The organism is Proteiniclasticum sediminis, from assembly GCF_018128025.1.
Taxonomy (GTDB): Bacteria; Bacillota; Clostridia; order Clostridiales; family Clostridiaceae; genus Proteiniclasticum; species Proteiniclasticum sediminis.
Genome location: NZ_JAGSCS010000018.1, coordinates 43431 through 56345 on the forward strand (window position 1 = coordinate 43431; position 12915 = coordinate 56345).

Annotated in this window: 12 protein-coding genes, 2 tRNA genes and 1 rRNA gene; 11 read left to right on the forward strand and 4 right to left on the reverse strand. The window is 52.7% G+C overall.

What is annotated here, in order from left to right; genetic code table 11:
- The first annotated feature begins 8 nt into the window (after positions 1–8).
- A complete protein-coding gene (locus KCG48_RS11990) occupies positions 9–1256 on the forward strand; it encodes an MFS transporter (RefSeq protein WP_211802439.1) in 1248 nt (415 codons plus the stop codon).
- A gap of 146 nt (positions 1257–1402) precedes the next feature.
- Positions 1403–2041, forward strand: coding sequence for a nucleoside/nucleotide kinase family protein (locus KCG48_RS11995; protein WP_211802440.1), 639 nt, complete (start codon positions 1403–1405; stop codon positions 2039–2041).
- A gap of 83 nt (positions 2042–2124) precedes the next feature.
- Here KCG48_RS11995 and KCG48_RS12000 read toward each other — a convergent pair whose 3' ends face one another.
- Genes KCG48_RS12000 through KCG48_RS12010 form a run of 3 tightly spaced genes read right to left on the reverse strand, consistent with a single transcriptional unit; the run spans position 2125 to position 4638 of the window.
- On the reverse strand, positions 2125–2862 hold the full coding sequence (locus KCG48_RS12000; protein ID WP_211802441.1) for a DUF975 family protein: 738 nt from the start codon (positions 2860–2862) through the stop codon (positions 2125–2127).
- Between the two features lie 48 nt (positions 2863–2910).
- Positions 2911–3528, reverse strand: a complete 618-nt coding sequence (locus KCG48_RS12005; protein ID WP_211802442.1) for an SOS response-associated peptidase — start codon at positions 3526–3528, stop codon at positions 2911–2913.
- A gap of 12 nt (positions 3529–3540) precedes the next feature.
- Complete coding sequence (locus tag KCG48_RS12010; protein WP_211802443.1) at positions 3541–4638, reverse strand: iron-containing alcohol dehydrogenase family protein; 1098 nt, start codon at positions 4636–4638, stop codon at positions 3541–3543.
- Positions 4639–4775: 137 nt separating this feature from the next.
- On the opposite strand from KCG48_RS12010, the gene KCG48_RS12015 reads away from it, so the two are divergent.
- The 7 genes from KCG48_RS12015 to KCG48_RS12045 all read left to right on the forward strand — a co-directional run bounded on the left by KCG48_RS12015 (position 4776) and on the right by KCG48_RS12045 (position 11548).
- Positions 4776–4851 (forward strand) — tRNA-Lys (locus KCG48_RS12015).
- Between the two features lie 227 nt (positions 4852–5078).
- Positions 5079–5154: transfer RNA gene (locus tag KCG48_RS12020), tRNA-Lys, on the forward strand.
- 259 nt (positions 5155–5413) lie between these two features.
- The gene (locus KCG48_RS12025; RefSeq protein ID WP_211802444.1) at positions 5414–5599 is read left to right on the forward strand and encodes a hypothetical protein; all 186 of its coding nucleotides are present in this window, start codon (positions 5414–5416) and stop codon (positions 5597–5599) included.
- A 254-nt stretch (positions 5600–5853) separates the two neighbouring features.
- Entirely contained in the window at positions 5854–6987 is a 1134-nt protein-coding gene (locus KCG48_RS12030; protein ID WP_211802445.1) for an aminopeptidase, read from the forward strand.
- A gap of 42 nt (positions 6988–7029) precedes the next feature.
- On the forward strand, positions 7030–8274 hold the full coding sequence (gene aroA, locus KCG48_RS12035; protein ID WP_211802446.1) for a 3-phosphoshikimate 1-carboxyvinyltransferase: 1245 nt from the start codon (positions 7030–7032) through the stop codon (positions 8272–8274).
- A gap of 225 nt (positions 8275–8499) precedes the next feature.
- Positions 8500–9783, forward strand: a complete 1284-nt coding sequence (locus tag KCG48_RS12040; protein ID WP_230977118.1) for a uracil-xanthine permease family protein — start codon at positions 8500–8502, stop codon at positions 9781–9783.
- A 214-nt stretch (positions 9784–9997) separates the two neighbouring features.
- Entirely contained in the window at positions 9998–11548 is a 1551-nt protein-coding gene (locus tag KCG48_RS12045) for a Mur ligase family protein (protein WP_211802447.1), read from the forward strand.
- Positions 11549–11626: 78 nt separating this feature from the next.
- On the opposite strand, the gene KCG48_RS12050 is transcribed toward KCG48_RS12045, so the two are convergent.
- A complete protein-coding gene (locus KCG48_RS12050; protein WP_211802448.1) occupies positions 11627–12190 on the reverse strand; it encodes a cob(I)yrinic acid a,c-diamide adenosyltransferase in 564 nt (187 codons plus the stop codon).
- 119 nt (positions 12191–12309) lie between these two features.
- Between KCG48_RS12050 and KCG48_RS12055 the strand changes: the two genes are divergently transcribed.
- Positions 12310–12570, forward strand: coding sequence for a hypothetical protein (locus KCG48_RS12055; protein WP_211802449.1), 261 nt, complete (start codon positions 12310–12312; stop codon positions 12568–12570).
- A gap of 174 nt (positions 12571–12744) precedes the next feature.
- Positions 12745–12915 (forward strand): 16S ribosomal RNA (locus KCG48_RS12060); the annotation flags it as partial.

Sequence of the window (12915 nt, forward strand, 5' to 3'; positions counted from 1 at the left end):
GGCGTACCATGACCAAAGAAGAACGAAGCTGGATTTTACAGGATTTCGGCAACTCTGCCTACTCCATCACCATCACCACCGCAATTTTACCCCTGTTTTTTAAAGGGGTCGCCGCAGCGAATCTTTCCGATGCCACATCCACGGCGTACTGGGGGTATGCCAATTCCATCTCCACCCTGCTCATCGCCCTCTTGGCGCCCCTTTTGGGAACCATCGCGGATTTTAAAGGGGTGAAGAAAAAGCTGTTCACCACCTTCACCCTGGTGGCCATCCTTTCTTCCGCCCTCCTGGCTACGGTGGGAGAGGGCCAGTGGGTTTATGCCCTCATCATCTACATCATCACGGCAGTGGCCTTCAATGGATCCAGCATCTACTACGATGCCTTCCTCACCGATGTGACCACCGATGACCGCATGGATGACATTTCCGCCAAGGGCTTCGGCTTTGGCTATCTGGGGGGAACCATTCCCTTCATCATTTCTCTCGGCATCATCTTAAGCGCCGACAAACTGGGGCTCACGGGCACCTTTGCCACCCAGCTGGCCTTTGTCATCACCGCCGTCTGGTGGCTGATCTTCACCCTCCCCATGCTACGGAATGTGAAGCAGAAATATTTTATTGAAGGGAAGCCCTCCAAAATCCGGGAAAGTTTCCAGACCCTGGCCGCCACGGCGAAAGAGATCCTCGGGAACAAGATCGTCTTCTACTTCATGGTGGCCTACTTCTTCTACATTGACGGGGTACACACGGTGATCACCATGGCCACTGCCTATGGGGTGGATGTGGGCGTGGATTCCAATCGCCTCCTCATCATCCTGGTGGCCATCCAGATTGTGGCCTTCCCCTTTGCCATCCTTTATGGGAAACTGGCCAAGCGCTTTGGGGCCCGAAACATGATCATGGCGGGCATTCTCACCTACGTCGTCATCTCCATCTACGGTTTCTTCCTGAAGACGGAGCTGGACTTCTGGGTCCTTGCCATGCTGGTGGCCAGCGCCCAGGGCGGTATTCAGGCCCTCTCCCGTTCCTATTTCGGGAAGATCATTCCCAAGAACAAGTCGGCGGAGTATTTCAGCATCTTTAATATTTTCGGCAAAGTGTCCTCCATCTTTGGGCCTCTGCTCATGGGCGTGGTGGCCAGTCTCACGGGGGAGACCCGCTACGGGATCCTCAGTCTCATCATCCTCTTTATCCTCGGCGCCTTTTTCTTCCTGAAGGTCAAGGATGAAAAGCACGTGAACCTGGACTTGTCGTGATGAAGGATTCTCTTGAATTTCGGGGAAGTTCTCACTATACTATTTAAGATAGTATGATCCTGGTCCGAAAAAACGCGAACGAGACAAGACTGCGGATCCTGTGGGCCCCTGGGGCAGGAAAGGATTGCAGCAATATGGAGGTAAAGATGAATTATAACGGTATTATTATTTTTGGTGAGATGGGTTCAGGCAAGGATGCCCTAGCCGATGAGATCATCCGCTTAGAGCCCAAGACCAAGAAGTACGGCCTCGGGGATGTCATCCGCGGCATGAAGCCCATTGTTCAGGTGTCTCCGGAGTGGAAGGGCAATGAACGCGGTTTCTTCCAGCTGGTGGCCGACAAGCTTCGGGAAATCGACATGAACATTCTCAATAAGTATGCCTTGTCCCGGATGATCACGGAAAACGCCGAGCTTCAGGAAATTACCCAGGAGAAAAAATGGGAAGATCTCTATGAAAATCTGCGCCGGGTCAACGAAAACATCCTCCCCATGATCGTGGGCGGACGGACCAAGGATGATTTTGATTTCTGGAAGAAGGCCGGATTCCTCATTGTGGGCATCAGCGCTTCCAAGGAAAACCGCTTCAAACGGCTGGTCCTTCGGGATGGGGAAGAAGTGGCGAAAAACAGCAACCCCAACCACAATACGGAAAAGGAAGTGGCCCTCCTGGTGGAGAAGGCGGATCTCATCGTGAACAATGATGGTACGCTGGAAGACCTGAAAACGGAAGCAGCCCATGTACTGAACTATTTCCGCACGGAATCCCGAAAAACTGATTTTTAAGCAATAAATTATCCCCTGAAGATGAGCGATCATTTCGCTCCACTTCAGGGGATTTCCTTTTTTTTTGCAGATTTTGCGTAAGGCTAGAGAACGCCCTGTTTCAGCACATCATAGAGCTCGGCCATGGTCGCGTGGCGATAGGCGGAGACGAAGGGCGTCGCCACCCCCAGGGTGGGAATGGCCAGGAGATACCAACCGATGAAGGAGAGCTCCAGGACGAAGATGTCCCATTTGTGGCCGTCGGTCATTCTTGTGCTGAGGGCCAGGGCTTCCTGATACTTGGTATCGGGATATTCCGCCATGATCCAGGGAGTGAAGAAGTAGGCAAAACTTTTAATGATGCCGGGGATGATGAGAAGAAGGGCCCAGAGGAACTGGAAGAGATTCCGCATGAAGGCCACGGTGACATTGTTCAGGTAATGCTCGCTTTTAAAGGCATAGAAGAGGCTGGAGATGCCGTTTTCCCGGGCGTCCTCCCGGTTGAGGGAAAAGTAGCGGGAAAGGCCCATCTCCAAAGGTCCGGCGATGAAGATGCTCCAGAGAATGGAGAGAAGAAAGGCCGAAGCCCCGAAAAGAGCGGTGAGGAGGCTAAAGGGATAGGTGACGATGCGGTCAAAAACATTAAACCTTTGCGGATCGGCGGTGATGTTCTCGGGATAACCGGGAATCTGCGTGGTGGCTTCCTGGCCGAAGTTGAAGGTGATGTTGCTGCTTTTTCCCCCGGTGAGGAGAAGATAGAGAAAGACGATGAGGGCGCTGATGACGAAGGTTCGCCGAAGGGCGGCCTTAGCCCGGGTTTTCAGTTCAGAACGTGTCCACATAAGTTTGTACTCCTCTTCAAGATATTTGAGTGAAATGGCGGGCGAAGATCAGAAAAAGGAAAGCTGGGAAGGGCCTGTTTGGCGAATGATGAGGCCCTGGGGCGGGGTTTCCAGGATCCTGCGGACCTGGGTTTCCGAGGCCAGGGGATCCAGATAGACCCGAAGATCGGGGGGGCTTACGATGAGGGGTGTCCGGGGATGAAGGTTCAGCATGGGGCCCTGGGAGGCCGTGGTGATGATGGAGAAGTGCTCCTCGGGTTCCCCCTGGGCATTGGGAAAACGGCTGTAGAGGCCGCCCAGATAGAAGAGGGGGGAAGCTTGGCTCACTTCATGCTTGATTTTCTCCGGCCCCTGCCACTCGTAGAAGAGATTGGCGGGGACCAGGCAGCGCCGCTCCTTGGCTGCCTGGCGGAAGAAGGGTTTCTCATAGAGGCTCTCCGCCCGGGCGTTGAAGACAAGTTTTTTCTCCAAAGGGAATCCCCAGACGGGCTCTTTCAGCCCTTCCCGGGTCAGGACCAGAGCCCGGGCGCCGGGGAAAATATCTTTTTTGGGATGGGTCATGGCCTGGAGCTCCTCCGCCTGATACCGGTCCTTGACTTCCCCCAGGACATCGATGAAATTCAGGATCTCATCCAGGCTGATTTCCAGCTGGTAACGACCGCACATGAGGAAACCTCCTTATTTTTTCAGCATATTTTTGTAGATGGAGATGAGCTCGTCCCGGGAAACCCGCTCCGGATGATTGCGGAGCTTTTTCTCATTGGAGAGAAGCCCTTCCACATACCGGCGGATCTCCTCATCGCTGAGCTGCACCTCGAAGTCCAGAATGTCCTTGAAGAAGGCGGAGAGGGCATCAATGGAGTCCATGCGAATGAGGGACAGGAGACGGGTGAGCTTCTCCGTTTTCTTGAAGATCCGAAGATAGCCGGGATAGAGGATGCCGTTGGCCGTGCCGTGGGGAACTCCCTTCTCATAGGTTAGGGCGTAGCCCATGCCATGGGGAAGGCTGGTGCCCGTCTGGGCGATGACCATGCCGGCGATGCTGGAGGTGAGCAGAAGCTTTTCCCGGATGTCGATGTCGCATTCCCGGCTTTTCAGTGCCGGAACGCACTCGCCAAAGAGCTTCAGCCCTTTTTCGGCTAAAGTGTCGCTGAGAAGGTTCGCCCGGGTATTAAGATACCCTTCCGCCAGGTGGGTGAAGGCATCCACCGCCGTGGAGGCGGTGATGGAAAAGGGCATATTCAGGGTATAGCGGGCATCCAGGAAAGCCACGTCGGGAAAAATCGACTGGCCGATGTTTCGCTTGGTTTTTTCCTCATGGAGGGTCAAAATGGCATAGGGGGTTGTTTCCGAACCGGTGCCTGCCGTGGTGGGCACTGCCACCAGGGGAATGCCCGTGAGATTTCGAAGCGACAGGATTTCCTTGGCGGAAATGCCGTTTCGGAAAAGGATGGCAATGGCCTTTGCCGCGTCGATGGCGGAGCCTCCGCCCACGGCCAGGATGAAGTCGATGTCCTTGTCCCGGTTCTCCACATAGGCGCGCTCCACGGTTTCCAGGGTGGGGTCTTCCTCCACCTTGTCAAAGATCGTATAGCGGATGTTCTCATTTTCCAGGGCTAAAATGCTGTCCTCCAGGGAACCGTTGAGCTTGGATGAATGGGTCCCGGTGACAATGAGGGCATGATGGCCATACTTTCGGAACACATCACTGTTCTCCACCAGACAGTTGCTTCCGACGATGAGGGTGGTGGGCATACCGTACGTGAACTTGTACAATTTAAAAATCCTCCTCTGCGAGTTTTCTTCAGCATCAAGGGGTCAGGGTTTTCAGGGGGTAAAGCATAGGTTTCGGGGTAAAAATTGGGGTTGACAATGATCCTTCCCCTACGTATAATAATTTATGTCAGTAACGTGGTTGATTAGCTCAGCTGGTAGAGCATGCGACTCTTAATCGTAGGGCCCAGGGTTCGAACCCCTGATCGACCACCACAGCATCCGGTTTTCAAACCGGATGTTTTTTTATCCCTTTTTATTATACGCAATAAGTTTGAACGAAATCTTAAGACTTTTCGAAAAACCCGCTTTTCTTCGCCTTTTCGGGCATCTTGTTGCGGGTTTGGAACAGGGGCTGGAGGGGCTCAAAATCCGAAGGGGAATTTTTGATTTTAGGGTTGACAATCCCCCCTCCTTCTCCGTATAATACTTTTTGTGACTTTGGTTGATTAGCTCAGCTGGTAGAGCATGCGACTCTTAATCGTAGGGCCCAGGGTTCGAACCCCTGATCGACCACCACAGCATCCGGTTTTAAAACCGGATGTTTTTTTTATCTTTTTTTCGAAGTGCCGCTTAGGCGGTCAAAGGACACTGGGCAATGAGGTTGTTCATTCAAAGTGGATTGAGTGCTTCAGAATGAAGGAGTCACGTGGAGAGTTCAGGAGGCTAAGCCGAATCTCCTCCACCGAGCCCCATCGAGGAAAAGATTGAATTAATAGACGAATAATTCTGAATATGGTATAATGGATCTAACTTCAAGGGGAAAGGAGTCAGTTCAATGTACAATTTCAATGAACAGGGAAAGTTTGAGTCCTTCGATGCCGCCAAGGAACACTCGCAGAATTTCGAGGGAGGTATTTCCATTCAGGGAAGTCACCGAAAGAAAGAGAACGTCTGGGGCATCGCCGTCATCGTTGCGCTCCTGGCGGGACTGCTGAGGCTGATCTTCGTGCTGAAGGACTAAAGGATGATATTGCCCAGGGGCGGAGCCATGCTGGGGATGACATCGGAATATCGGATTCTCGAGGGAGTGATCCCTCTTTTTTTATCCTTAAAACCAGGGGAGAGAAGGGTTTAGTGGATAATCCCGGGGAGAAGCCTGTTTTTCTTTATTGTATGAAATTTTCATGAAAATTCCCGCGAAGGGCTTCTCCACCGGGCGTTTCCCGACCTTGGATGCTATAATGGAATAAAAAAAGAGCTAAAGGAGAAGACACAATGCGCGATGAACGACTGGAGAAGCTGGCCCGGATCCTGGTAAATTATTCCACGGAGGTAAAACCCGGGGATTTTGTCTATGTCCGTGCCGATGAAGTGGCTACCCCATGGGCGAAAGCTGTGGTTCGGGAAGCGGTGAAGGCTGGAGGGCATGTGGAAGTGGTCCTCACCTCTGAAGAGATCAACGAAGTGATCCTGAAAGAGTCCACGGCGGATCAGCTCCATGAGGGAAGCCTGATCAACGAAACCTTACTTGCCCGGGCCGATGTCTGGCTCACCGCCTGGGGCTCCCGCAATCCCAAGTACGGCAGCAATATCGATGCCCAGAAGGTGAAGGATGCCTCCATCGGCGCCAAGGGCTGGCGTAAATTTTACTCGGAAAGAATGGGCGACGGGTCCCTCCGCTGGTGCGGAACCCAGTTCCCGGCCATGGGGGATGCCCAGGAAGCCGGAATGAGCCTGGAAGAATATGAGGACTTTGTCTACGGCGCAGGGCTACTGAATGAGGAGGATCCTGCAGCGGAATGGAGACGCATTTCCAAGGAGCAGGACCGCTGGGTGGCCTATCTCAATACCAAGAAGTCCATCCGTATTGTCACGGCGGATTCGGAAGTGGTGGCCAATGTGGAAGGCCGCACCTGGGTGAACTGCGATGGGAAACTCAACTTCCCCGATGGGGAAATCTATACCTCCCCTGTGGAGGATGGTGTGGATGGCCATGTGTACTTCGAGTTCCCACTAATCTACTCCGGCAAGGAGATTCAGGGGATCCGGCTGAAGATTGAGAAGGGGCGCATCACGGAAGCTTCCGCAGAAAAGGGCGAGGATCTTCTTCTCACCATTCTGGATACGGATGAGGGGGCAAGAACCTTTGGCGAGCTGGCCATCGGAACAAACTACGGCATTCAGAAAATCACCAAGAATATCCTCTTTGACGAAAAAATCGGCGGAACCTTCCATATGGCCATTGGCGATTCCTTCCCTGAAGCTGGGGGCAAGAACCGCAGCGTGATCCATTGGGACATGATTGGCGAGCTGCGCAAGGGCGGCAAGATTTACGGGGACGGCGAGCTGTTCCATGAGAACGGACATTTCCTTCCGGAGGTTCTAGAGAAGTTTGAAGCGGGCCGCTAAGGGGGAGATCCCAGGCGGATACAACCTGAGGAGGTGCATACAATGATCAAGGAACTGAATTTTCACAGCGCCCAGGGCACGGTGGAGGCGCCCGCCTCCAAATCCTATGCCCACCGCGCCCTCATTGCCTTGTCCCTGTCCAGGGGGAAGGGCGTGATTCGCCATGTGGATCTTTCCATGGATATCATGGCGACCCTCAAGTGTCTGGAAGATCTGGGGGTGGATTTTTTCATCCGGGAAAAGGATATCCTCATCGATGCCACAAGTTTTGGTCAGCGTCGGGATCGGGTCCTGAAACCTGAGGAATCCGGCTCCACGCTGCGGTTTTTTATTCCCATCACCCTGCTCTTTGATGAAGTGTATGAGTTCCGGTGCAAAACCGGCCTTCTGAAGAGGCCCATCAGTGTGTACGAGGAACTCTTCCATGATCTGGACATCATGATGTACAAGGACAGTCTGGAAAGCCTTGTAGTGAAGGGGAAGCTGGAAAGCGGAGATTTCCGGATGCGCGGAGATGTGAGCTCTCAATTTATTTCCGGCATGCTCATGGTCCTGCCGCTCCTCGATGGAGACAGCACCCTCACGGTGACGGGGGACTTCCAGTCCCAGGGATATGTAAACATGACGCTGCAGGTCATGCAGGATTTCGGCATTGTGGGTCACCGGGAGGGGAACACCTTCTTTGTGGCGGGAAACCAGAAGTATACGGTGCGAGATTACGCGGTGGAAGGGGACTATACCCAGGCCGCCTACTTCCTGGCGGCGGGAGCTCTAGCCGGCGATGTGTCGGTGACAGGATTGAATCTGCATTCCGTCCAGGGAGACCGGGAAATTGTGGATCTTCTGCAAAAGATGGGTGCTGCACCGGAAAAGATCGAAAATGGCTACCGGGTGAAGCGTCATCCGCTGAAGGCTTTGGATATCGATATCTCGGACATTCCGGATCTGGCTCCCATTCTGGGCGTTCTTCTCAGCCTTTCGGAAGGTACGGGAAGACTCCTTAGGGGCGATCGCCTCCGCTACAAGGAATCGGATCGGATCAAGTCCACCGTTTCCCTCATCAACAGCCTGGGCGGCGATGCCCGGGAGGAGGGAAATACCATTGTGATCCAAGGCAAGCCGGAGCTTCAGGGCGGACGGGTCAATGCCCAGAGCGATCACCGTGTGGTCATGGCCACGGCTATTGCGGCTCTTCGCTGCCAGGGTCCCGTGATCATCGACGGCTATGAGGCAGTGAATAAGTCCTATCCGGAATTTTTCAAGGATCTGGAGGGCATTGCCCGGTAAAAAACGGAGCTTAGGGAAAAATCCCGGGTATTTTTCGGGAAGTTTTGCTTGCTCTAAGGGGGAAGCCTATGCTATAGTACTAGAGAAGAAAATCTTTAACCCGGTCCAGAGAGACTGAGAAGATTCAGATGTTTAGCTTAAGTGCGCAGATGTATCCTCTTGTCCTTTCGGACAAGAGGATTTTTTATTAAACCGGTACAGCGATACCGCATAAGGAGGCTATTTATGGTAGCAGTTACAGCAAAAAGCAAAATGGTGGAGGAAAGCAAGTTTCTATCCATCACCTCAGGAAAGGACATCATTCTGGCTCTGCAGCACCTCATCGCCATGTTCGGCGCAACGGTTCTCGTGCCCATGCTCACCGGAATGAATCCATCCGTAGCTCTGTTTTCCGCCGGCGCCGGAACGCTGATCTTCCATCTGGTCACGGGAGGAACCGTGCCTGTATTCTTAGGATCATCCTTCGCCTTCATCGCCGTCATTAATATTGTCAAAGAAGCCAACGGGGGAGACCTGGCCTATGCCCAGGGCGGCATTTTTGTCGCTGGTATGCTCTATGTCCTCGCCTCTGCATTGGTAAGAAAAGTAAAATACGAGACGATCAAGAAGTTCATGCCCTCCTATGTGGTTGGTCCCATGATCATCGTCATTGGCCTTACCCTGGTGCCCACCGCCTTTGGCATGGCCAAGGGAAATCTGGTTCTGGCCGGAATTACCCTGGGTACCGCTCTTCTCATCAACATTTTCGGAAAAGGCCTGCCCAAGCAGATGTCCATCATCATTGCGGTTACCGTGGGCTACCTGGCAGCCTTTGTGCTGAACCAGGTGGATACGACCATCATCTCCGGAGCTCCGCTCCTCCAGATGCCGGCCTTCACCCTGCCCAAGTTCAACCTGAACGGCATCATGACCATCGCGCCCGTTGTCCTGGCGGTATTCATGGAACATGTGGGCGACATCACCACCAATGGACAGGTGGTGGGCAAAGACTTCATCAAGAATCCCGGACTCCACAGAACCCTTCTGGGTGACGGTTTAGCCACCTCCTTCGCCGCCCTGGTGGGTGGACCCGCAAACACCACCTACGGCGAAAACACTGGTGTTCTGGCCATCACCAAGAACTACAATCCTCAGCTTCTGAGACTGGCGGCAGCCTTCGCCGTGATCCTGGCCTTCGTCGGAAAACTGGGAGGCGTGCTCCAGAGCATCCCCACCCCGGTCATGGGCGGAATCAGCATCATCCTCTTCTCCATGATCTCCTTCATCGGGGTCAAGACCCTGAAGACCGCTTTCAGCGCCAAGGAAATCAAAGTAGAAGCCAAGACCGTCATCACCATGGCGGCCATCCTGATCATCGGCCTGGCTCCCACCTACCTGCCTGCCGAACTGGCTTCCATCTTCAGCATCCGCCTCACGGAGTCCCTGTCCCTCAGCGGACTCAGCCTGGCTGCTCTTGCAGGAATCATTCTCAACAGCTTCTTCTCCCTGCTGAGCCGAAAGAAAGCATAAAGCAATTCAGCTGCAGGATTTTCCGGACTTTTCGGAAAATCCTTCAGCTTTCTATTTTTTTCTTATTATACGGATGATTTTCGCAAATGCCTGGGCTTGAGAAGCCATGACTAGGAAATGCGGGGGTGTTGGTGTAAAATAAGTTCATTAGAGTAAGGGCAGAGGCCCTAAGGGAATCCGGACTAGGATCCCTGAAGGAGCGAGAGGTGAAGAAATGAAGCTGAGTCAGTTGGCTGGGGCAATCCCGGTTTTGGAGGTTCGCGGGAAAGATTGGGCGGATCTGGAGATTCTAAATGTGTCCAATGACTCCCGGAAGATTCGCGAGGGCGGACTCTTTGTAGCGGTGAAGGGTTATCTTCAGGACGGCCATGCCTATTTGGCCAAAGCTCAGGAAATGGGCGCATTGGCTGCCGTAGTCACGGAGTTTCGGGAGGAGTCTTCCTTGCCGCAGATTCGAGTGGAGAATGCCCGGGAATCCCTTTCCCGTTTGTCGGCGGAGCTTCTTCACCATCCATCCAGAAAGCTTCGGGTCATGGGCATTACGGCCACCAATGGAAAAACGACCACCAGCTATATGCTCGATCATATTTACCGCCGGCTGGGGGTAAAAACGGGCCTGGTGGGCAGCGTGGTCATCAAAGTGGGGGAGGAGTTTGTCCATTCGGAACTGACCACTCCGGAAAGCAGCGATCTGCAGCTGATTTTTGATCGGATGGTTCAGGCGAAGGTCTCCCGGGCGATTATGGAGGTTTCCTCCTCGGCCCTGGAACTGTATCGGGTCCATGATGTGGATTTTGATATCGTAGCCTTCAATAACTTCAGCCGGGAGCATATCGATCAGCACGGAAGCCTGGAGAAATATTATGAAGCCAAATCGTCCCTCATCCGAAAAGCCAAGTCAGGTTCCTTTGCGGTGCTGAATCGGGATGATGACATGACCTACCGTCTCCGGGCAGAGACTAAGGCGCAGGTGGTGGCTTTTTCCACCAAGGATGATCAGGCGGATGTCTACTGCAGCGATCTGGATCTTTCCTCGGGACGAGGAAGGTTCCTCTTGAAGATTCGAAAGGATATCGTGGGCTTGGACGGCGTTGTGGAGAAGGGGGAATATCCCGTTTCGCTGCGCGTTCCCGGATTCCATTCTGTGGTCAATGCCCTGTCTTCGCTCTCCATGGCCATCATCGACGGCGTGGGCATCCAGGAGGCCATTGCCGCCCTGGAAACCTTTGGCGGGGTGGAACGGCGGTTCCAGTATATTTATGACCGGGAGTTCATCATCATCGATGATCATTTTGCCAATACGAGCAACATCAACATGAGTCTGGAGAGCCTCGTGAAGCTTTCCTACCGAAAACTCCATCTGGTATATGCCATTCGGGGAAACCGCGGGGTCACCGTCAACGGCGAGAATATCGAAACGCTGCTGAAATGGCGGGAACAACTGCCCATGGATGAAATCATCGGCACTTCCAGTGTGGAATTCGTGGGGGACAAAGACCGGGTGAGGGAAGAGGAACTGGCGGTGTTCACCGAAGAGCTTCGGGATTCCGATCTGAAAGTCACCCTTATTGATTCCCTGACTGAAGCCATACATTATGCTTTGGATCAGGTCCAGCCGGGGGATGTGGTCCTTTTGGCCGGTTCTCAGGGAATGGACCGGGGGGCGAGAATTGCCCTGGAGTATCTCTGGCAAAAGCATCCGGAGGGAGATAAGGAAGAGCTCTTCAGTCCGCTGGACGGCAGAGTCTCGGATATGGATGCCTAGGAAGTGACAGATTGCGAAGATAGCGGAGCCAAAAAAGGCCCGCTTCTTTTTTTGAAGCGAGCCTTTTGAACGGCAGGGCTATTCTTTCCAGGGGCTGGTTTCCAGTTCCGTGCCGCCCAGTTCCTGGTTCAGGAATCGGGCCAGGGTAAAGAGGTAGTCGGAAAGGCGGTTGAGGAACTTGTAGCATTCCGGGAAGGGATCAATGTTTTCTTCCAGCAGAAATCGGACAAACTGTCGCTCGCAGCGGCGGGAAACGGATCGGACCACATGGGTGTAGGTGGCTTCCTTGGCGCCGGAGAAAAGGATGAATTTCGTCTGCGGGGGCATGAGATTCGTCATGGTTTCGATTTTCTCTTCTAATAGAAGCACATGTTTTTCCTGGAAACGGGTAATGGCGAATCCAGAGGAGATTTCCGTCCCCAGATTGTAAAGACCGTTTTGAATGAAGCGAAGAAAATCCATGATCTCGCCTTTGGCGGGGAAATCCTTGGCTTCGTCCAGGAGGGAGTTCAGATAGCCTAAAGAGGCGTTGACCTCATCGATTTGACCGTTCAGTTCGATCAGCGGGGAGGATTTAAGAAGACGCTGGCCGCCCAGAGTTCCTGTGGTGCCCTTGTCTCCGGTTTTTGTTACGATGCTCATGGTTACCTCCAATTACTTAAAGTAGTACTTTCATTATAGGAGAGAACGGGCTGTTTCGGGGGTGCCACATTGTAAATAAACTGGAAATATTCCACTTCGTGGTCTTCTTTGTTGAATCTTTGGGGAGAAACTGGAGTATAATACTGATTACCGGAAACGGAGAGGAGAGGAAGAGGAAAGTCTCTGCCAATGAAGAGGATTCAGTGCCCATGAGAGGCTGGAAACCGCTGATGGAGGCTTATGGGGCTGATTATTCCACAAAAGTATTGCAGCGTTTTTTTTCTGAAGAACCTCAAGGATTATGCGGATTTTGGACAGAATTGAGGCGATTTTTCCTCATTTTTTCCGAAAAACCTGTTGACACTAAAAAACCAAAATGATATTATATAGAAGTCGCTTGACGAGAGCGGCAAACCAAACAAACCAAAGCTCTTTGAAAATTAAACAGAATATAGGTAAAAAACCAAAGTAATTCTTTTGAGAAATCAAAAACAATCGTTTCTGTCGCAAGACGGAAACAAAAGCTAGTGTAATCAACAGCTAGTTCAAACTTTTAATTTGAGAGTTTGATCCTGGCTCAGGACGAACGCTGGCGGCGTGCCTAACACATGCAAGTCGAGCGGAGGATTCAAGATGTTTACATCGCGGATCCTTAGCGGCGGACGGGTGAGTAACACGTGGGTAACCTGCCTCAAAGTGGGGGATAGCCTTTCGAAAGGAAGATT

Excerpts from the sequence above, each read along its gene's own strand:
- KCG48_RS12040 (WP_230977118.1), top strand. The coding sequence starts at position 8,500 with ATGGTAGCAGTTACAGCAAAAAGCAAAATGGTGGAGGAAAGCAAGTTT.
- KCG48_RS12030 (WP_211802445.1), top strand. The coding sequence starts at position 5,854 with ATGCGCGATGAACGACTGGAGAAGCTGGCCCGGATCCTGGTAAATTAT.
- KCG48_RS12000 (WP_211802441.1), bottom strand. The coding sequence starts at position 2,862 with ATGTGGACACGTTCTGAACTGAAAACCCGGGCTAAGGCCGCCCTTCGG.
- KCG48_RS12045 (WP_211802447.1), top strand. The coding sequence starts at position 9,998 with ATGAAGCTGAGTCAGTTGGCTGGGGCAATCCCGGTTTTGGAGGTTCGC.
- KCG48_RS12025 (WP_211802444.1), top strand. The coding sequence starts at position 5,414 with ATGTACAATTTCAATGAACAGGGAAAGTTTGAGTCCTTCGATGCCGCC.
- aroA (WP_211802446.1), top strand. The coding sequence starts at position 7,030 with ATGATCAAGGAACTGAATTTTCACAGCGCCCAGGGCACGGTGGAGGCG.
- KCG48_RS11990 (WP_211802439.1), top strand. The coding sequence starts at position 9 with ATGACCAAAGAAGAACGAAGCTGGATTTTACAGGATTTCGGCAACTCT.
- KCG48_RS12005 (WP_211802442.1), bottom strand. The coding sequence starts at position 3,528 with ATGTGCGGTCGTTACCAGCTGGAAATCAGCCTGGATGAGATCCTGAAT.
- KCG48_RS12050 (WP_211802448.1), bottom strand. The coding sequence starts at position 12,190 with ATGAGCATCGTAACAAAAACCGGAGACAAGGGCACCACAGGAACTCTG.
- KCG48_RS11995 (WP_211802440.1), top strand. The coding sequence starts at position 1,403 with ATGAATTATAACGGTATTATTATTTTTGGTGAGATGGGTTCAGGCAAG.